Source organism: Butyrivibrio sp. XPD2006, assembly GCF_000420865.1.
Taxonomy (GTDB): Bacteria; Bacillota; Clostridia; order Lachnospirales; family Lachnospiraceae; genus Butyrivibrio.
This window is the reverse complement of the sequence record NZ_ATVT01000022.1, coordinates 21432-40488: the sequence shown is the minus strand read 5'-3', so window position 1 is coordinate 40488 and position 19057 is coordinate 21432. Positions and strand designations below refer to the sequence as shown.

Below are 19057 nucleotides of genomic sequence, written 5' to 3'. Positions count from 1 at the left end.
ATAAATACTGAATGAATGGGATTTTTATGAGAGTGACAGGATCCATGCTGGGCCTGCCCATGTCGGATGAATACTTATCTTCAACAAGGTCATATATAAATGACCAGTCAATGGCTTTATCGATAAGACGTAGCATGTGGTCCTGGGGAACCAGGTCATCCATGCTCACAAACTGCATCTGTTCGCGTTTTCTTTCGGTATTAGAAGTCATCATAAAGGCAATCCCCATTCCCAACTTTGATACTTCTATTATACCAGAAAAAGTGCCTCAATCCCAGATAAATACTGGGTTCATGACACTTTTACAAAGAAAAATCCACGGCGAATGCCGTGGACTTTGTCTACAGTCTGAAATCACCCGTTTGGGTGATTTTTTATTTTACTTCCGGATATAAAATCTTATCTGCAGTTAGAAACTTTGTTTATCTATTATGAGGGAGATAGCAAATATGGCAAATAAGAGAGTAAGAGGAATTGTTCTGAAAGTGATTGCCGGTGCAACGGCAGCAATGGTAATGGGAACCACGGTAACTGCAGCCTCGCTTCCGGTTTATGCTGAGGAAGATGGCTATGACGATGGTTATGACGATGGTTATGACAATGGTGAGTATGACGGCGGAGATGATATCAATCCCGGCGATGTCGATGCTGAATTCGACGATGATGACTACGACGATGATGACTACGACGATGATGACTACGACGATGATGACTATGACGATGATGACGACGATGATGACGATGATGACGGCGACGACGATGACTACGGCGACGATGATGATGACTTCGACGACGGCGATGATGACGACGATGATGATGACTACGGCGATGAAGACGACGATTACTATGACGAAAATGGCATTCATTGGGAAGGCCCTGAACTTGTACTGGCAGATGAAGATGACGATAGCGAATACTACGAATATGGCGATAGGATCGGCGAAGGCTTTGAGGATGAGGAGCAAGCCGACAGGATCGCTGCTGAAAAGCAGGCAGAGCAGGACAAGATAGAAGCTGATTTTATAAGCAAAGGCGGAGATTATTCAGGAAGTGCGACTGTTGTTCATGATGGTGAAGAATTTACAAATTATTATTATACTGAGTCTCGTTCTGACGCTATGGACTTTGCCGGATCAGTTGATGGCAACTGGTATATTATAGATTCTTATACTGATACAACAGAGCCCGAAATGTTTGCAGATCAGGATGCGGTTGACGCTAAAGAGAAGGAGATAAGAGAAGACGAAAATGTAGTAAATGTAAATCAGGTGATCCTGTCAAGTGCCACTGAAATGACAGCGACGCAGGTCGATTTTGCTGAGGATGGCAGGGACATTGAAGGAAAAATACATTTTGACGGATATTATGTTGAGTATGTGAGTCCGGAAGATGAACTCGCACAGGATACTGAAGCCTATAGGATAGTTGTTACGGGCGGCCTCGACGAGATCATTATCGATCTTTCAGATATATTCAGAATAGCGAAAGGTGGCTTTGATCTGATCCAGTTCGCTGAGATCCAGATTGTTAACCAATCAGGAGATGACTATATAGTTGATGAATATTATTCCAGTCTTAAAGATCAAGATCAAAATCAATACGGAAGTAATGATCCGGCTAACCTTGATGAGCTAAAAAACAACGTAAATTATGGCACTTTCTATTCATACGTACCTGATTTTGAAGCAGAATCATTTATTGAGCAGATGAGGCTTAAGTATTTCTCAGGGATTACGGCCATGTTTGAGGTTGAAATAGCAACCGGCTATGAGGTTGAGTACACTGATTATGATGATGTGATCAAGGTTGTCATAAGCGGTAGCGGATGGCTTCCAAAGGAAAGACAGGAAGAGCAAGAGGATACACCTGATGATCCTGTAAATAACGATGAGCCTCAGCAGGATACACCTGCTGACGAGCCTGTTCAGCAGACAACTCCTGAGACACTGGCATCTGAGCCTACAACAGTAACAACAGCTACTATTACAGATACACCGGTAGCTACAGCACCTGCAGCTGTTCTTGGCGAAGTAAGAGAAAATGCTTCTGCAGAAGCACCTAGCGGAGTAGTACTCGGCGCAAGAAAAGGTTCAACAGAGGATACAGCTAATTCTATGGCAAGAGTTATCATAATGATACTTGCAGTAGCCGGCTGTATGGTTGCAAACATCATTTCAGTATTTATCAAGAAGAAAGCATGATAGCTTAACATTTTAGTAAAAAATATTTAGGGACTGTAAAAGTGACTGTTAGTTCTTTTACAGTCCCTAGTTTTTTAGTAAACTGTATATAGTGAATTTATTTTATTGGGAGATGATAATTTTGTCCGGGATAAAACTGATTAAAACAGATGACTACGCTATATACGTGATGACCGCGATCTATCTGCTGGCAATACTCAGCAGATATACCCCGGCTGATTTTATGACCAATGATCTCTCTATCTTTTTGTGTTTCGTGGCATGTGTGGTCTGGATAGTCTATATCAAGGCCAGGATTGTTGTCGGAAGGCAGAGACTCCTCCTTTGTCTTATAGCTCTTTTACTAATGCTCCTTCACTTTACCCAATTATGTAAATATACGATATTCTCTGGTGCTGAGGTTTATGAGAGAAGGATGTGGTATGCGTACTACATACCAACTACAGTCGTGCCTCTTTTATCTCTATATATATCTGTACTTACGGGTAAAGCTTCGACAGAGAAGATACCCGTATATCTAAAGCTTTTATTGGTGCCTGCTCTGTTGCAGATAGTTCTTTTCATGACCAACGATTACCATCAGCTGGCATTTTCATTTGGGGATGGCTTTGCAAATTGGAACAAGGACTATGGCCATGGGATACTTTTTTACATCAATATGGCCTGGACCTATCTTCTTATGCTGATCAGTTTCATTATCATCCTGGATAAAGGCTTTCGAAAGAGGCTTAGAAGGGGAACCGCTATCGGCTCTTTTATTGCTGTTTGTCACTATGCTTTGACTCTGGTCCTGTTTGTTAATACTTCAGATAATCTGAAAGTATTCGGGACTGTCCCTATAACCATGCCCATGCTCTATAGCATGACCTTTGTCATGTTCTGGGAGACTATGATCCATTTCAAACTGTTTCCGTCAAGTTCGGGATATGCCGAGATTTTCAATATTGCTGATATTTCTGCTGTTATCAAGGCTAAGAGAGGTAAGGCTACCCTTGAGTCCAAAAACAAGATAATAACCGACTCAGAGGATATCAAGCAGCACAGTAAGAACATAATGGGAGGCACGATCTATTGGAGTGAGGACATCAGCAGGATCAATGCTCTTAACAGGACTCTTAAAGAAGTCGGTGATGAACTGAGGGAAAGCAATGCTCTGCTGATAGAGGAGGCAGAGATCAAGGCCAGAAGCGCAAAGCTGAAGGTAAAAAATGATATATATGATGAGATCGTATGCTACATGAAACCTCATTTCGGAATCATAGAAAAAAGCCTTAAAGGCTCGGAGGATCTTACTGAGGAAGAGTTTAGGGAAAGGCTGATTATTTCATGCTTTGAAGCCTGCTTTATCAAGAGAGGCGCAAACCTGCTCCTTGCGGTAAAGAGTGGAGAGGACATAAAGAAAAGAGATTTTTCCATTGCAGTAAGTGAGCTCTTTAACTTTGCAAAAATGGCCGGAATAAAATGTGGAATTCGCATATGTGATTACGGGAAGCTGACCAATGAAAAGATGATAGACATCTATGAGTATTCCCATAAGGCGTTATTTGATGCCTTTGAGACAGGAAGTGAGGTGAAGGTTTTATGGAACTGATCCATGTAAGACTCTTAGCCCTTTTCTTCACTGCCATGTTCATACTTGGAATTGCGATATCTTCGACCTTTATCAACAGGAGACGGAAATTTAAATATGTCTTTCTGGGCCTATTGTTTTCAGTGGGAGCATATGTATTCTCGCAAATATTCTTTGAGTATATAACAAAAATTGTTGAAGCAGATCCAAATAGAGGAGCGCTGTACAGCTTTGTGGCTGAAATGCCTAAGCTCTCAGCGATTGCTCTTGTTAACGGGTACATTGTAATTTACACGGTACTGATCCTGGAAATACATTCATATCTGTTTTCGACTATCACGCCTGTCAGTATTAGAGAGGGATTCAATGCACTGCCTGACGGAGTTATGTTCTTTTATGATAATGAGCCTATTCATATGATAAATCCGGCGATGATCAGTATTTCACAAGAGATATGCGGAAGGACTCCGACTTATGGAAAAGAGCTAACAGACAGACTTGATGAGCCGATAGTAAAAATGTCCGATGGAAGAGTATTCTCTTTTGAACAGAGAAAAAAGGACTATCGGGGAAGCGCTATAAATGAAGTTCTGGCCTTTGATGTCACAGAGGAACACAGGCTTTTGGAAGAACTTGCGGGGAAGAATGCAGAGCTTGAAATTCAAAGTAGAAGACTTCGCAGCCTCAACGAAACAATTACGGATATGACCATTGAGGGAGAAGTTTTAAAGACCAGGATCAGAATACATGATGAACTTGGCAATTGTATCGGCGCAGCCAAGCATTATCTGGATACCGGTGCGGGGGACAGGAATGATGTAGTGGTCCGATTCCTTAACAACATCAGTATCCTGGATGAAGACAACAAAAAGGATATGTCCACTGACATTGAGGTGGTGCTCAGGGCTGCAAAAGATGTGGGTGTTTCTGTTGTTATTGAGGGAAATATTCCTGATGGAGGTGCTGCAAATAAGATAATTGCAGCTGCCATAAGGGAATGTACAGTCAATACCTTTAAACATGCAGGTGGTGATGCGGTGGTAGTAAAGTGCGTCACTGATGGAAATCTGATCAAGGTCATCATCAGCAATAACGGTAATCCACCCGGAAAAGAGATCGTCGAAAGCGGAGGCCTCTTAAATCTTAGAAATCTGGTTGAGAGAAACGGCGGGACTATGAAGATCAAAAGCATACCGGTATTTCTTTTGACCATAACACTGGATAGCAGGCTTAGCGAGATATTACCTGAGGTATATGCAATATAAGAGGGTACATAAGTGGGAGATATGATTGAAAAGATAAAGGTCATTGTTGTTGAAGATCAGGCGATGCCAAGACAGCTTTTTAAGCTTTTGATTGATGATTCTGACAGATATGAGCTTTTGTATGCGCTGGAATCGGCATCTGTGGCGAGCATGTACTGCGACAGATTTGCTGTTGATCTGGTGATAATGGATGTGGTCATGAGGGATGGCTCAAACGGGATTGATGCTGCCGAGAGGATCAAGAAGTCACACCCCGATATCAAGATCATAATAGTTACTTCAATGCCTGAAGTGTCCTACATCGATAAAGCCAAAAAGATCGGTGTGGAGAGCTTTTGGTACAAGGAGAACTGGGGCGGAGAGGCGTCGGACCTTTTGGATGTTATGGACAGAACCATGGCTGGAGAAAATGTGTATCCGGGAAGTGCTCCGACAGTATATATCGGAAAGGCTAAGAGTACTGACCTTACCAGGGCAGAATTTGCTGTGCTCAGGTGTCTGACCAAGGGTATGAGCAACACTGAGATCGGGGAAAAGCTATTCATAGGCCCGGATACTGTTAAGACTCATATATCCAGCATGCTTCAAAAGACAGACCTTCAAAACAGAACAGAACTGGCAATAAAGGCCAGGGCTACAGGTCTTGTAATAGAGGATGATAAGTAAATCTAATATTGAGGAGTGGATAGAAATTATGGGAAGACGTCGCTTTATGATTCAGGTGATATCTGCGACTATGGCACTGTGCATATGTGCCTGTGGTAGAAATACAGCATCTAATAATATGGAGTTCTCGGAAATAAGGGCATACCGAGATACTTCACAGCTTGATTATGGCACAGCACCTGATATTGAAGATATTATTGACGGCTACTACATGGCGCCTGATAATCAGGAGCTTATTTATGAGGCTTTTGAGATGCTGAACACGGCTCGAGATGACAATGGACTTAGTGCATTTGTCTGGGATCAGGAGCTTGCAACCTGTGCAGTAATCCGGGCTGAGGAGATTTCATATAGTTTTGATAAGAACCATATTCGCCCAAATGGAGCGGAATGGTATACGCTCTATCCGAGTATGCTTCTGGGGGAGGATATCTGCAGAGCTTCAGGTGACGTAAAAAAAGTCATGGAATCATGGCTGGAGAACCCTGCTGATAGGGAGAATTTTCTCTGCCCTGATTTTACAAAAGTTGCGATAGCTGTTTATGAAGACAGCAAAGGTCAGTTTTACTGGACGTGTGAGTTTGGTAATGACAGCTCAAAAAAAGCAGAGTAAACACAGTTCACTGAAATCTTTTCTTGGCATCGGTATACTGGGCGTTGATCTCCTGAAGAGCAGCAGTGTCACCGTCCATGTTGTCGGGGTGATATAGTTTGACGAGCGATTTGTATTTCTTGTCTACGCTTTCGCGGCTGTTACAGCCTGCGAAGAAATCGAAGGCAGCAGAAGGGGATGGCCTGCGGCTGGGTTTCGGATCATCATAGTCATCCTCGAAGTCCTCGTCTTCATAGTCTTCGTCTTCATCTTCGTAGTAGTCTTCTTCGTCCTCGTAATATTCCTCTTCATCTTCGTAGTAATCATCTTCGTCTTCGTAGTAGTCGTCAGGATCTTCATAATCATCGTAATCATCGTAATTGTCGGATCCGTCGTCCTCGTCTTCGTAGAACTCGGCACGCTTATCGCGTTTTCGGCTTCGTTCTTCCGCCTCGAGTTCTCGATTTCTCTTTTTCATCATCCTGTCATATTTGCGTTCCTCGTGCTTCCTGCCGGCTTCTGGGAACATCCTGTAGTATCTGCCCATGAGCTGGGAGATAAAGCTCTTGCCAAAAAGAGCCATCAGGACATAGAGTACAGCATCAACTACCGCAGCGATGAACAGGACATTTCCGTAGGAGGCGAAAACCGAGATGAGGAGCAGTACGCACACTACAGGAAGGAACATGAGAACTGTCAGGACTAAAAGTGCGATGTAAGCAACACTTCCGCTATAGGAGTGAATATTAAACATCCACCAGCGATAGAGCTCAGCAAAAATAGAAATAGTCACATGTCTTCCTCTGTCCAGTACGGGCGTGGCCTGCTGGGCAATGTCAGTTCCCTCCGGGATATTGCTCACAATACTGTTAAAGCCCCCAAAGAGCAGAAATATATTCACAATAAAAAGCAGGAAAAAAACAATGCAGGTGACCGGCAGAGCCGCAAAGAACAGCTTGACAACCTTAAGAAAGCTCTTAAGAAACCATGAAATCAGCGAAAAAAACGCTTTCAGGGCATACAGAAGAGCAGTGGTCACTGCATTGATGATCATTGTCAGAAATGAAACCATTTTGCCTCCAATCAATACTTTCTCAATTATAAGAAAAATGTGACACCTGCACAAGATTTTCATATAATTAGGGTACAGTAACTATGCAAAAACACGGAGGCTATAGATGACACAAAAGCTTGGAATAATAGCCCTTGAATCAGCAGCGGGTATAGGAGAGAAGGTCAACGACACATTAAAGAAATGGCGCGGAGAGGATTATCTTATTGCGTGTGAGTGTCCGAGATTCAACAGCGGAGAAGCAAAGGGAATAATAAGAGAATCGGTAAGGGACAAGGACATCTACATAATTGTTGATGTGTGCAACAATTCCATTACTTACAACATGGACGGAGAGCCGAACAGGATGTCTCCGGATGACCATTATCAGGATCTTAAGAGGATAATAGCTGCATGTAACGGAAAGGCTTCAAGGATTACCGTTATCATGCCTTTCCTCTATGAGAGCCGCCAGCACAGAAAGACCATGCGCGAGTCGCTGGACTGCGCTGTTATGCTTAAAGAGCTTGAAGCGATGGGAGTGTATGATGTTGTAACGTTTGATGCCCATGACCCCAGAATGCAGAATGTAGTTCCTCTTAAGGGAATTGAAAACATCTCGCCTGCTCTTCAGTTTTCACAGGCTCTTCTTACGGAATACGATGATATTCAGATCGACAAAGAGCATCTGATGTTTGTTGCGCCTGATGAGGGAGCAACTGAGAGAGTAGTTTTCCTTGCATCAATCTTTGGCGTAAATATCGGAATGTTCTACAAAAGAAGAGACTATTCCACAATCGTTAACGGTACGAACCCGATTGTCGCTCATGATTTCTGCGGCGGAGATGTATCAGGCATGGACGTTGTAATTGTGGATGACATGATAGATTCCGGCGGAAGCATGATGGATGTTTCAAGGCAGCTCAAGGAAAAAGGCGCCAAAAGAGTATTTATCTTCTCAACCTTTGGTCTGTTCTCAAGAGGCTTTGAGAAATTTGATAAGGCATACGAGGAAGGCTTATTTGACCGCATGTTTACCACGGACCTTATCCATCAGAAGCCTGAACTGCTGCAAAAACCCTACTATTGCAGCGTAAAAATGGGAAGATATATTGCAGCGATCATAGATACCATAAACAAGGGCGACAGCCTGCATGCGATCATCAAACCTGCGGACAGAATCAAACAAACTATAGAAAACTATAAAAAGAATGAAGCATAATATAAGAAAATGTGGTATAGTGTAATTTGACTTATTTTGCAAACCTTTTTATACAGGAGGAAATATTATGGAGGGTGGTCCCTCTTCGGCCGCTATTATCGCCTTTTTTGTCATTCTCATTATTGATTTCCTGATCCATGGTTTTGGCATGGCACTTGAGCATGTCAGCAAGGATGAGATTGAGAAAAAGAGCCTTGAGAACAAGGACAGGATCAGTGCTAAGCTGTTAAAGCTCCTGGAGGATGAGACTCACCATATAGAAGCTATGCAGCTGCTGACCATCATACTGAATATGGTGCTTGGCATATTGTGCGTTTTGCAGCTCAGCAGATTTTTTGCAAAGGTCTTTTCATTCTCGGAAAGCGGAGTGACTTGTGCAATAGTCACTATACTGACCGGGATAATTGTGGCTGTGCTCATTATGAGCTTCGGAATCCTTATTCCAAGAAGGCTTTCAGCACGAAACCCTGAGAAATGGGCATATGGGTGTTATTATCCGGCCGCTATTTTCAGAGTGATCCTATATCCGCTTGTGATGCTTTCGGTGTTTTTATCAAGCAGTATCCTTTACATATTCGGTATCAGAGGAGATGATAATCTTACCGATGTCACAGAGGAAGAGATCAAATCCATGGTAACTGAGGGACAGGAGCAGGGCGTTATTCAGGAATCCGAGGCGGATATGATCTCCAATATCTTCGAGTTTTCTGACAAGGAAGCTCAGGATATCATGACCAACAGAAACGCCATGGTGGCAATTGATGCCAACATCAGCCTGAAGGAAGCGGTAGACTTCATGATGGACACCAACAATTCAAGATTCCCTGTGTATCTTGATGATATTGATCACATCATAGGAATCATGCATATAAGAGATGCCATGAAGAAGCTCTCCGACAGTACTGATTCGGATCTCCCCATCAGGAAGATCAAGGGACTCCTCAGGCAGCCCAAATTTGTTCCTGAGACCAGGAATATTGATTCGCTCTTCCACAGCATGCAGTCTTCCAAGACTCAGATGGTAATTGTCATTGATGAGTACGGACAGACAGCGGGACTTGTTTCCATGGAGGATATCCTTGAGGAGATCGTAGGAAACATCATGGATGAGTACGATGAGGATGAGAACTACGTCAAGCCCACCAGGAACGCCGGTGAGTTTACGGTGGATGGCAAGACTCCTCTTGAAGTACTTGAGAAGAAGTTTAAGATCTCTTTTGGAGAGAGTGAGTTTGAAACCCTCAACGGATATATTATATCCAAGCTCGACAGGATCCCTGAGAGCGATGAGGACTTTGAAGTAACAGTGGATGGCTATAATTTCAAGATTCTTTCAGTTCAGAATCACATGGTTAACAGCGTTCTTCTGACCAAATTGCCGGAGGAAGCGCCTGCTGAAGAAGAAAAAGAATCAGAAATAGCAAAATAGATTAACAAGTAATACGAAAGGAAGTTTTTATGTCAGGACATTCAAAATTTGCAAACATCAAGCACAAAAAAGAAAAGAATGATGCAGCAAAGGGTAAGATCTTTACCATTATCGGAAGAGAAATTGCTGTAGCAGTTAAGGAAGGCGGACCTGATCCTGCCAACAACTTCAAGCTTGCTCAGGTTATCGCCAAGGCTAAGGCTAACAACATGCCTAACGATACAATCGATCGTGGAATCAAGAAGGCTTCAGGCGCTGAAGGCAACGTTGATTATAAGAACATTACTTACGAAGGATACGGCCCCGGCGGAACAGCCATCATCGTAGAGGCACTTACAGATAACCAGAACAGAACAGCATCCAATGTTAAGGCTGCATTTTCAAAGGGAAACGGAAATGTTGGTACACCCGGATGCGTATCATACATGTTTGATAACAAGGGACAGATTCTCATCGACAAGGAAGAGTGCAAGATGTCATCAGATGATCTTATGATGCTTGTTCTTGATGCCGGTGCAGATGACTTCAACGAGGAAGACGACAGCTACGAGATCCTCACAACTCCTGATAATTTCCAGGCAGTAGTAGAGGCTCTTAACAAAGAGAATATTGAGACAGCTTCAGCTGAGGTTACAATGATCCCTCAGAACTATGTTGCTGTTACAGATCCTGAGAATGTTAAGTATCTTCAGAGAATTCTTGATCTTCTTGATGAGGATGACGATGTTCAGGCAGTATATCACAACTGGGATGAGCCTGAGGAATAAAACTTAAAATGTTGGGGGACTTAAAATGAAACTGAGACGTGCATGGCCTGCAGTAGGCATCTGGGTTATATTTCTTATATTTGAATTTGTTATGGTGGCAAGTTCCGGTTTCTTTTTAGGTCTTTTCCCCGATGAGAATAAACTTATCTATTCCATAGTTTTTGCAGTACTCAGTATTCTGCTAATGTCAGTTGTAGTGATATTTGCAGGCAGGTGCAGCGACACTCTTGGTGCCGATAAATGGCCTACCAAGGTGCCGTTTGTTGTTGCTTATCAGATAGTACTGGCCCTGATTCTCACAGGCGCAGTCTGGTACAGATTTGAACTGCTTGCACATACGTCACAGGAGGTCACAGGTAAGCTGAGCCTTTATGAGAATGCCATGGTCGGCGGAACTCCTGTAGCAGAGTACGATCTTTTATCTATTATCTACTCAAGTATACTTAAGGTTATACTTCTGTTTACCGGTAATATCATTACGGTTCCGTTCTTTTTCCAGATAGCATGCTTCTTATTATTCATGATATGCAGTTTCTATACGGTTAAGATGCTCCTTGGTTACGGCGCAGCTCTGGTGTTTACAGCATACGTTGCGTTCATGCCTGTATTCACACCGGCATTTACAGGACCGCAACTCAGTACAGATCCGTTGTTTATGGCAATGTTTGGAATTGAGATGCTTTTTGTGGCACTCTTTTTGGAATGCTCTTCTAAGAAAAGATATAAATCCGGAGCCTGGATTATCTGGTACATGATAGTGGGCGTGGTAGTAGGATTTATGTCCTATATGGACGCCGGAACCATTATCATGATTATTCCGTTTTTGTTTGCGGTACTGTTTATCTACGGAACAAAGGTAAAAGAGGAGGCACTCAGGCTCCTTGTAGTTATAGCTGCTGCAGTACTTACCTTTATCGGGATGTTTATTCAGGAGCAGGGAATTATGATGGCCGATGTGCGCTTTGCCAACTGGGCGTCATACTATTTCCACAATCTCAATACTTTCGACATGTTCTGGGCTTACACAGATTACAAGATCATCTATCTTGTTACACTCGTTGTCATGAGCGGAGTGATTGTGGGCTTTTGGAAGAACAGAACAGTTGAGAAGATCTCACCGTGGCTTTGGTCCATAATCTTCATCTTTGTCTCAGTTCCTTTTATGGGAGCCACAAGGATGAACACTCAGACCTTCGTTACCGTGTACTATGCATTTATCCTCGCTTGTGTGGTTTCTCTCATTGCACTTCCCGCTGATGAGGAAGAGGCAGAGTATGTAGAAGCGTCTGCCGGTGAGTCTGCAGAAGATGAGACGGAAGAAGAGCTTAAGAAACTGGCAGAGGATGCAGAAGAAGATTTGGCAAAAGAGCCTGAAGAAGAAATTCAGCAGTCTTCACCTGAAGCAGAACAGGGTGTTGCAGAAGTGACAGAGCCCGATTATGAGTTTGAGGATGAACCTGAAACAGAGCCCTATGCGGTTCCAAAAGCAGAAGCACCAGAGGCAGAGAAGCCAAAAGCTGATCCTGAGCCTAAAGAGGAAGAACACAAGGGGCACTTTGTACCTGAGGGAATGGTGCTTCCTGAGGACGATGAGGACGTCGATCTTACACCCCGCATGAAGATTCCTGAGTTTACAGGAACCATCAGCCTTGCAGAGACAGCAAGACAGGTCAATGAGAAACTGAAGGCACAAGAGAAAAAAGAAGAAATCAATAAGGCAGAGGACAAGAAGGCCGAAGTCAGGAAGCCTGAAGAACGCAAGAATAAAGCCGCCGCCGCTCCAAAAACAAGGAAAGATGATTTTGATATCGACCTTAAGCCCGGCGATGACTTTGATCTATAAGATTACAGATAGGATGGAACATAAATGAGAATTGAAGATTTATCTTCTTACGAGATCATCGAGAAGAGACGTATCGATGACCTCAATTCAGAAAGCTATTTAATAAGACACAAAAAGTCAGGGGCAAGAGTAGCTCTTTTGTCCAATGATGATGACAACAAGGTGTTTGCAATCGGCTTTAGAACACCGCCCAAGAACTCAACAGGTGTGGCTCATATTATCGAGCATACCGTGCTCTGCGGATCAAAAGAGTTTCCTGTCAAGGACCCTTTTGTAGAGCTTGTAAAGGGTTCACTCAATACATTTTTGAATGCAATGACATATCCGGACAAGACCGTGTATCCGATCGCCAGCTGCAATGATGCTGACTTCCAGAATCTGATGCATGTATATCTGGATGCAGTCTTTTACCCTAATATATACAGTACTGACAAGATATTTAAGCAGGAAGGCTGGCACTATGAGATGGAGGATGAAAAGAGTGATCTTACCATCAACGGTGTTGTTTACAATGAGATGAAGGGAGCGTTTTCATCTGCGGATGACATGCTCTCAAGAGAAATCCAGAACTCTCTTTATCCTGATACGACCTATGGTATTGAGTCAGGCGGAGACCCGGATGTTATTCCTGAGCTTACTTATGAGGAGTATCTGGACTTCCACAGAAAGTACTATCATCCTTCAAACAGCTATATCTATCTGTTTGGAAATATGGATATGGCTGAGAAGCTTGATTATATTGACAAGAACTATCTTTCAAAGTTTGACCGCATAGAGGTTGATTCTGAGGTTGGTGTTCAGAAGGCGTTTGAGGAGCCGAGGAAGGTAGTTAAGCCTTATCCTGTACTTCCGGACGATGAGATAGCCAAAAACACATATCTTTCATACAACTTCAGTGTAGGCTCACCTCTTGATAAGAAGCTCTATATCGCTTTTGATATCCTTGATTATGCTCTCTGTTCAGCACCCGGAGCGCCGATCAAGAAGACCCTTATCGAAAAGGGAATAGGACAGGATGTTTACAGCGAGTATGACAATGGTATCAGACAGCCTGTTTTCTCAATTGTTGCCAAGAACGCAGACGAATCACAGCTCGATGAGTTTGTTGATACGATACAGGGCATTCTCAGGGATCAGGTTGAGAAGGGAATTGACAAGAAGTCTCTTCTTGCAGGTCTTTCCTATGATGAGTTTAAGTACCGTGAGGCTGACTTTGGCCGCTTCCCCAAGGGCTTGTTGTACGGACTTCAGGTCTTCGACAGCTGGCTCTATGACGATAACATGCCATGGATAAATGTTGAGGCCAATGAAACCTTTGCAGAGCTCAAGAAGGAAGTGGATGGCAGATATTTTGAGGGGCTTGTACAGAAGTACCTTCTTGATAACAATCACAAGAGCGTAGTGGTTCTGCGTCCTGAGAAAGGCCTTACCGAAAAGAAGGATGAGGAACTCAGGGACAAGCTTCAGAAATACAAAGAGTCTCTTTCAGAGGAAGAGATCAGGAAGATAGTGCAGGAGACAAAAGAGCTGAGGGAATACCAGGACACTCCTGATGATCCTGCTGATCTTGCCAAGATACCGCTTCTTACCCTTGCGGATATGAGGAAGGAAGCCGACAGGTTTATTTATGAACTCAGAGATGCCGAAGGAACCAAGGTTCTTTTCCATGATGTGTTTACAAACGGCATCGCATATATCAATTTCGTGTTTGATATGAGCAGCGTTGATGCTGAGCTTCTTCCGTTTGCATCTTCTCTTAAGAAGGCACTTGGCATGCTGAACACTGAGCATTACAGCTACGGCGATCTTTACAATGAGATCAACATCAGAACCGGCGGAATCAGCGGTTCAATCAGCACATATACAGACTCAGAGGATGTTACAAAGTTCCAGACCAAGTTCGAGATCAGCGTCAAGGTGCTTCATGATAATCTTCATTACGCCTTTGATCTGGTAAAAGAGATCATGACTTCCACTAAATTTGACGACGTCAAGAGACTTCGCGAGATCTTTGGTGAACAGTACGCAAGACTTCAGTCAGACCTTGCATCTGCAGGACATCAGAGCGCAGCGCTCAGGGCTATGTCCTATGTATCACCTGCGGCAATGGTATCGGACAATGTAAGCGGAATAGGCTATTTCAGACATCTTGAGAATCTTAATAAAGCCCTTGATACAGAAGATGGGGCAAAAGAGATTGTTGAGAAATTTAAAAAACTCTGTCACCTGATCTTCAGACCTGAGAATCTTCTTTTGGATATCACGGGAACAGAGAAGGAATACGACGGAATAGAGGAACAGACCAAAAACTTTGCCAAGGCTCTTTATACAGAGGATGTTACCAAGGGTGAGTTAAAGCTTGTTCCAAAGAAAAAGAACGAAGGCTTTAAGACTGCCGGTCAGGTTCAGTATGTTTGCAGAGCAGGTAACTTTGCAAAGAGTGGTCTTAAGTACCACGGCTCTTTAAGAGTACTGAAGGTTATGATGGGCTATGACTATCTCTGGAAGAATATAAGAGTACTGGGAGGAGCCTACGGCTGCATGAGCAGCTTTGCCAAGAATGGCGACAGTGCTTTTGTGACCTACAGAGATCCGCACCTTACAAACAGTATAGAAATATTTAAAGGTGCTTCGGAGTACCTTAGAAGCTTTGATTCTGACGACAGAACGATACTTCAGTATATAATCGGAGCTATCTCAGACCTTGATACACCCAAGACACCATCAGCCAAGGGAGCATATGGACTTACTGCTTACCTGTGCAATGCCAAGATGGAAAACATCCAGAAGAACAGGGATGAGCTTCTTGGAACAACCAAGGAGACCATCAGAAGTCTTGCGGACTATGTTGATGCATTTATGTCAGATGAGTGTCTCTGTGTTATCGGTTCAGCTGAGAAGATTGATGGCTCAGCAGATATCTTTGGCTCAGTAGAGCAGCTTGTCGGAAGGTAAGAGATCTTTTACGACAGAGGTTCTGTCAAAAGGAGGGGAATTATGAAAAAGAGAAGTGTTAGAGTTTTAGGTGCAGCAATGGCTCTTTTCATGGGAGTTGTGCTCACTGCCTGTGGATCATCAAGTGATTCTGCCGGATCAGCCAAGTATGCAGCAACTGAAACCGCAGCTGACTATGGCGTGTATGAACAGCCTGCAATGGCTGAGGAAATGGCTGATTATGATACTGCTTCAGGCAGTTCTACCGAGCAGGTTCAGGATACCAGCAGAAAGCTTATAAAAACAGTAAATCTCGAGACAGAGACCGAGGACCTTGAGCAGACCGTTGCTCTTGTAGAGCAGAAAGTAAGAGGCCTTGGCGGATACATCGAGTCCAGCAATATTTATAACGGAACAAGCTATTCCGGACGCTCATCAAGAAGTGCCAGCATAACAGCGAGAATCCCGGCTGCCAATCTGGATGCCTTCGTTGATGTGGTTGAGGGTAACACCAACATAACCAGAAAGTCAGTCAATGTAGATGACATCACTCTTACCTACGTGGATATTGAGAGTAAGAGAAATTCACTCAGGACAGAGGAAAAGAGACTCCTCGAGATCCTTGAGTCTGCAGAGACAGTTGAGGACCTCATAACCGTAGAGGATAAGCTTGCAGATGTAAGGTACGAGCTGGAGAGCATTGAGTCACAGATTCGAAGCTATGACAACCTCGTAGATTACAGCACTGTATATCTGAACATCGATGAAGTGGTTAAGTTCACTCCGGTTGAGAAGGAGAGCGCTTTCAAAAGAATGGGCAAGGGATTCATGGAGAACCTCTCAGATGTGGGAGAAGCAATTGTTGAGTTCTTCGTATGGTTCGTATCTCATATACCGGGACTTTTAGTATTTGTACTTATTATCCTGATCATAGTTCTGATCATCAGAAAGATCAGTGTAAAGAGCAAAGCAAAAAAGGCGGCCAGGATGCAGGCGGCATATCAGGCATCTATGCAGAGCCAGCCGGTAAACACAAGTAAAGAGTCACCTGTACAGAAACAGGAACCTGAAAAAGGAAATGATGGAAATAAGTAAATTTAAAACAGGATTTGTAACTTTAATAGGACGCCCGAATGTTGGAAAGTCAACTCTGATGAATCATCTCATCGGACAGAAGATAGCTATAACCTCCAACAAGCCTCAGACCACCAGAAACAGGATCATGACTGTTTATACCGATGATGAGGCTCAGATGATATTCCTTGATACACCGGGGATTCATGATACCAAGAATAAGCTTGGTGAGTACATGACCAAGGTGGCAAAGAGCACACTGGAAGAGGTTGATCTTATACTGTGGCTTGTTGAGCCCAGCACCTATATCGGTGAAGTTGAAAAGTCAATCATTGAGGAACTTAAGAAATCAAAAAAGCCAATAATTCTGGTCATTAACAAAATAGATACCGTTTCACCCGAGTCTCTTCAGAAGTTTGAAGATGCCTACACAAGGGAAATGGATTTTGCCAAAGTGGTCAGGGTGGCAGCTCTTAAGGGGCAGAATGTTGACGGAGTTCTTGCTACTATCAAGGAGTTCCTTCCGTACGGACCTGCGCTTTATGACGAGGATACCATTACGGATCAGCCCGAGAGGCAGATTGTAGCAGAGATCATAAGAGAAAAGGCACTTCGCCTTCTTCAGGATGAGGTACCTCACGGAATCGCTGTTACAATAGAGACTATGAGGATGAGGGAGAAAGAGACACCAAAGCCCAAGAAAAAGAGACATCAGCATCCTCCGAAGAAGAGCGCGCTGGAGAAACAGATGGCAGAGGATATGGAAGACCTTCCGGATGGTCCCGTAGTCTTTTCACTTGATGACATGAATGCTGAGGAAGAAGCATACGATCCAAACGGAATAATGGATATTGAGGCAACTGTCATCTGCGAGAGGGACTCCCACAAGGGAATCGTAATCGGAAAGGGCGGCGCTATGCTAAAGAGAATCGGCAGCGCAGCCAGAAAAGACATCGAGGAGCTCGTGGGGTGTCAGGTCAATCTGCAGCTTTTTGTTAAGGTCAGAAGAGACTGGCGTGATGATACGCAGCAGATGAAGAATTTTGGTTACAATCCAAAGGATTTTAAATAGGAGCTTTTGATGGAAGATATCATAACCGTCAGAGGAATAGTACTAAAGCATAGTCCCAGCGGGGATTATGACTGGGTAGCAACCATATTTACCGCCGAGAGAGGCAAGATTACAGCCTTTGCCAGAAGTGCAAGAAAACCAAACGGACGGCTATCGGGCACAGTTGAGCCTTTCTGCTTTGGGACATTCAAGCTCTTTGTGGGCAAGAGTTCCTACAATATAGTAGAGGCGGATATAGAGAACTACTTCGAAGGATTTAGAGGGGATCTTGAAGGTGCCTGTTACGGCACCTTTTTCCTTGAACTGGCTTCTTACTATTCCAAAGAGAATATAGAAGACAGGGAACTGCTCAACCTTTTGTACATATCTCTGAAGGCTCTTCAAAAGGATTCAATTCCCAATAAGCTTGCAAGATGCATATTTGAGCTAAAGAGTCTACAGATAGAGGGAGAGTATCCGGGTGCTCCATCTAAAATGGAGATACTTGACTCGACAAGATACGCACTTTCTCATATAGAAAGCGCCCAGCTTGAGAAGCTCTATACTTTTAATGTAAGTGATGAAGTTCTGGATGAGCTGTGCAAGGTCACATCTCTGTACAGAACAAGGTTTATTGACAGGACACTTAAAAGCATGGAAATGCTCGCCACCTTTGACGATGCCCTGTAAAGAAGGCGCTATTGAAAAAGAAAAATGATTTGGATATAATTACTTTGTTTGTGAGGTGAAAAGGTGGTAGTAATGGGTAAATTTGGATCCGGATTTCGGATAAAGAGAATACTCGCGGCTGCAGCCGTAATGTCTTTTACCGTGACAGGACTTACCGCGTGTGGAAAAGAGACCGCCGGAGTATCTACCGTTTCGGTGGACAAGGAAGGCAAGGTGGAGAGCGTCCTGTATGAGGAGTTCGACAAGGACTACTACAGTCTTGATGAGCTTACTAACATGGCAGAAGATGAGATATCCGGATACAATTCGGAGTATGAAACACCCAGGATCACGCTCTCAGATGCTCAGCTTCTCGAGGATGAGGCTGTTGTTAAGCTGACATTGGACTTTGAGAGCACATCGGACTATTCATATTACAATCAGGTGGATCTGTTCTACGGAACAGTGGAAGAGGCCAGAAATTCAGGGTATGAGCTTAATCTGAATCTGGTGGACGATAAGGGAGACAAGATCGATCCTTCCATAATCGACAGGAATCCTGACAGACACATTATCATCACAAACGACAAGACAAATATAAAGACTCCCTATAATATCCAATATATGTCAAAGGGAGTTACATGCCCCGGAAAAAAGGAAGCAGAGCTGCACTCAGTTACCGCTGATTACGCACAGCTCCTTCTTTCAAAATAAGAAACATTT

At 43.5% G+C, this 19057-nt stretch carries 15 protein-coding genes and 1 pseudogene; 14 read left to right on the top strand and 2 right to left on the bottom strand.

Annotation, left to right across the window (positions count from 1 at the left end; genetic code table 11):
* Positions 1-214, bottom strand: a pseudogene (locus G590_RS0117430) (IS5/IS1182 family transposase); the annotation flags it as partial.
* 235 nt (positions 215-449) lie between these two features.
* Here G590_RS0117430 and G590_RS21600 point away from each other — a divergent pair.
* The 5 genes from G590_RS21600 to G590_RS0117405 all read left to right on the top strand — a co-directional run bounded on the left by G590_RS21600 (position 450) and on the right by G590_RS0117405 (position 6315).
* Positions 450-2201, top strand: coding sequence for a hypothetical protein (locus G590_RS21600; protein WP_022766924.1), 1752 nt, complete (start codon positions 450-452; stop codon positions 2199-2201).
* A 121-nt stretch (positions 2202-2322) separates the two neighbouring features.
* Positions 2323-3792 carry a histidine kinase N-terminal 7TM domain-containing protein gene (locus G590_RS0117420; RefSeq protein ID WP_022766923.1) on the top strand — a complete coding sequence of 490 codons (1470 nt, stop codon included), beginning with the start codon at positions 2323-2325 and terminating at the stop codon, positions 3790-3792.
* Positions 3783-5036 (top strand): hypothetical protein, encoded by a 1254-nt coding sequence (locus G590_RS0117415; RefSeq protein ID WP_022766922.1) that lies wholly within the window; start codon positions 3783-3785, stop codon positions 5034-5036. The genes G590_RS0117420 and G590_RS0117415 overlap by 10 nt, the downstream gene beginning before the upstream one ends.
* A gap of 21 nt (positions 5037-5057) precedes the next feature.
* Entirely contained in the window at positions 5058-5702 is a 645-nt protein-coding gene (locus tag G590_RS0117410) for a response regulator transcription factor (RefSeq protein WP_035763716.1), read from the top strand.
* Positions 5703-5748: 46 nt separating this feature from the next.
* Entirely contained in the window at positions 5749-6315 is a 567-nt protein-coding gene (locus G590_RS0117405) for a CAP domain-containing protein (protein ID WP_196802516.1), read from the top strand.
* A gap of 7 nt (positions 6316-6322) precedes the next feature.
* Here G590_RS0117405 and G590_RS20920 read toward each other — a convergent pair whose 3' ends face one another.
* Positions 6323-7366, bottom strand: coding sequence for a hypothetical protein (locus G590_RS20920; protein ID WP_022766919.1), 1044 nt, complete (start codon positions 7364-7366; stop codon positions 6323-6325).
* A gap of 106 nt (positions 7367-7472) precedes the next feature.
* Here G590_RS20920 and G590_RS20110 point away from each other — a divergent pair, with 106 nt between their 5' ends.
* The 9 genes from G590_RS20110 (at position 7473) to G590_RS0117355 (ending at position 19048) form a co-directional block, all read left to right on the top strand.
* Entirely contained in the window at positions 7473-8567 is a 1095-nt protein-coding gene (locus G590_RS20110; protein WP_022766918.1) for a ribose-phosphate pyrophosphokinase, read from the top strand.
* Between the two features lie 67 nt (positions 8568-8634).
* The gene (locus tag G590_RS0117390) at positions 8635-9996 is read left to right on the top strand and encodes a hemolysin family protein (RefSeq protein WP_022766917.1); all 1362 of its coding nucleotides are present in this window, start codon (positions 8635-8637) and stop codon (positions 9994-9996) included.
* Between the two features lie 29 nt (positions 9997-10025).
* Positions 10026-10763, top strand: a complete 738-nt coding sequence (locus G590_RS0117385; protein ID WP_022766916.1) for a YebC/PmpR family DNA-binding transcriptional regulator — start codon at positions 10026-10028, stop codon at positions 10761-10763.
* Between the two features lie 25 nt (positions 10764-10788).
* Entirely contained in the window at positions 10789-12606 is a 1818-nt protein-coding gene (locus G590_RS0117380) for a hypothetical protein (protein WP_022766915.1), read from the top strand.
* A 24-nt stretch (positions 12607-12630) separates the two neighbouring features.
* On the top strand, positions 12631-15561 hold the full coding sequence (locus tag G590_RS0117375; protein ID WP_022766914.1) for an insulinase family protein: 2931 nt from the start codon (positions 12631-12633) through the stop codon (positions 15559-15561).
* Positions 15562-15603: 42 nt separating this feature from the next.
* The gene (locus G590_RS20105; RefSeq protein ID WP_022766913.1) at positions 15604-16635 is read left to right on the top strand and encodes a DUF4349 domain-containing protein; all 1032 of its coding nucleotides are present in this window, start codon (positions 15604-15606) and stop codon (positions 16633-16635) included.
* Positions 16619-17686, top strand: a complete 1068-nt coding sequence (gene era / locus G590_RS21750; RefSeq protein WP_026494245.1) for a GTPase Era — start codon at positions 16619-16621, stop codon at positions 17684-17686. The genes G590_RS20105 and era overlap by 17 nt, the downstream gene beginning before the upstream one ends.
* A 9-nt stretch (positions 17687-17695) precedes the next feature.
* Positions 17696-18355, top strand: a complete 660-nt coding sequence (gene recO / locus G590_RS0117360) for a DNA repair protein RecO (RefSeq protein ID WP_022766911.1) — start codon at positions 17696-17698, stop codon at positions 18353-18355.
* 72 nt (positions 18356-18427) lie between these two features.
* Positions 18428-19048, top strand: a complete 621-nt coding sequence (locus G590_RS0117355; protein ID WP_022766910.1) for a hypothetical protein — start codon at positions 18428-18430, stop codon at positions 19046-19048.
* Positions 19049-19057 lie beyond the last annotated feature (9 nt).

What these genes read in the sequence shown, in the direction of transcription:
- G590_RS21600 (WP_022766924.1), top strand. Translation starts at nt 450, where the DNA reads ATGGCAAATAAGAGAGTAAGAGGAATTGTTCTGAAAGTGATTGCCGGT.
- G590_RS0117415 (WP_022766922.1), top strand. Translation starts at nt 3,783, where the DNA reads ATGGAACTGATCCATGTAAGACTCTTAGCCCTTTTCTTCACTGCCATG.
- G590_RS0117410 (WP_035763716.1), top strand. Translation starts at nt 5,058, where the DNA reads ATGATTGAAAAGATAAAGGTCATTGTTGTTGAAGATCAGGCGATGCCA.
- G590_RS0117405 (WP_196802516.1), top strand. Translation starts at nt 5,749, where the DNA reads ATGATTCAGGTGATATCTGCGACTATGGCACTGTGCATATGTGCCTGT.
- G590_RS20920 (WP_022766919.1), bottom strand. Translation starts at nt 7,366, where the DNA reads ATGGTTTCATTTCTGACAATGATCATCAATGCAGTGACCACTGCTCTT.
- G590_RS20110 (WP_022766918.1), top strand. Translation starts at nt 7,473, where the DNA reads ATGACACAAAAGCTTGGAATAATAGCCCTTGAATCAGCAGCGGGTATA.
- G590_RS0117390 (WP_022766917.1), top strand. Translation starts at nt 8,635, where the DNA reads ATGGAGGGTGGTCCCTCTTCGGCCGCTATTATCGCCTTTTTTGTCATT.
- G590_RS0117385 (WP_022766916.1), top strand. Translation starts at nt 10,026, where the DNA reads ATGTCAGGACATTCAAAATTTGCAAACATCAAGCACAAAAAAGAAAAG.
- G590_RS0117380 (WP_022766915.1), top strand. Translation starts at nt 10,789, where the DNA reads ATGAAACTGAGACGTGCATGGCCTGCAGTAGGCATCTGGGTTATATTT.
- G590_RS0117375 (WP_022766914.1), top strand. Translation starts at nt 12,631, where the DNA reads ATGAGAATTGAAGATTTATCTTCTTACGAGATCATCGAGAAGAGACGT.
- G590_RS20105 (WP_022766913.1), top strand. Translation starts at nt 15,604, where the DNA reads ATGAAAAAGAGAAGTGTTAGAGTTTTAGGTGCAGCAATGGCTCTTTTC.
- era (WP_026494245.1), top strand. Translation starts at nt 16,619, where the DNA reads ATGATGGAAATAAGTAAATTTAAAACAGGATTTGTAACTTTAATAGGA.
- recO (WP_022766911.1), top strand. Translation starts at nt 17,696, where the DNA reads ATGGAAGATATCATAACCGTCAGAGGAATAGTACTAAAGCATAGTCCC.
- G590_RS0117355 (WP_022766910.1), top strand. Translation starts at nt 18,428, where the DNA reads ATGGGTAAATTTGGATCCGGATTTCGGATAAAGAGAATACTCGCGGCT.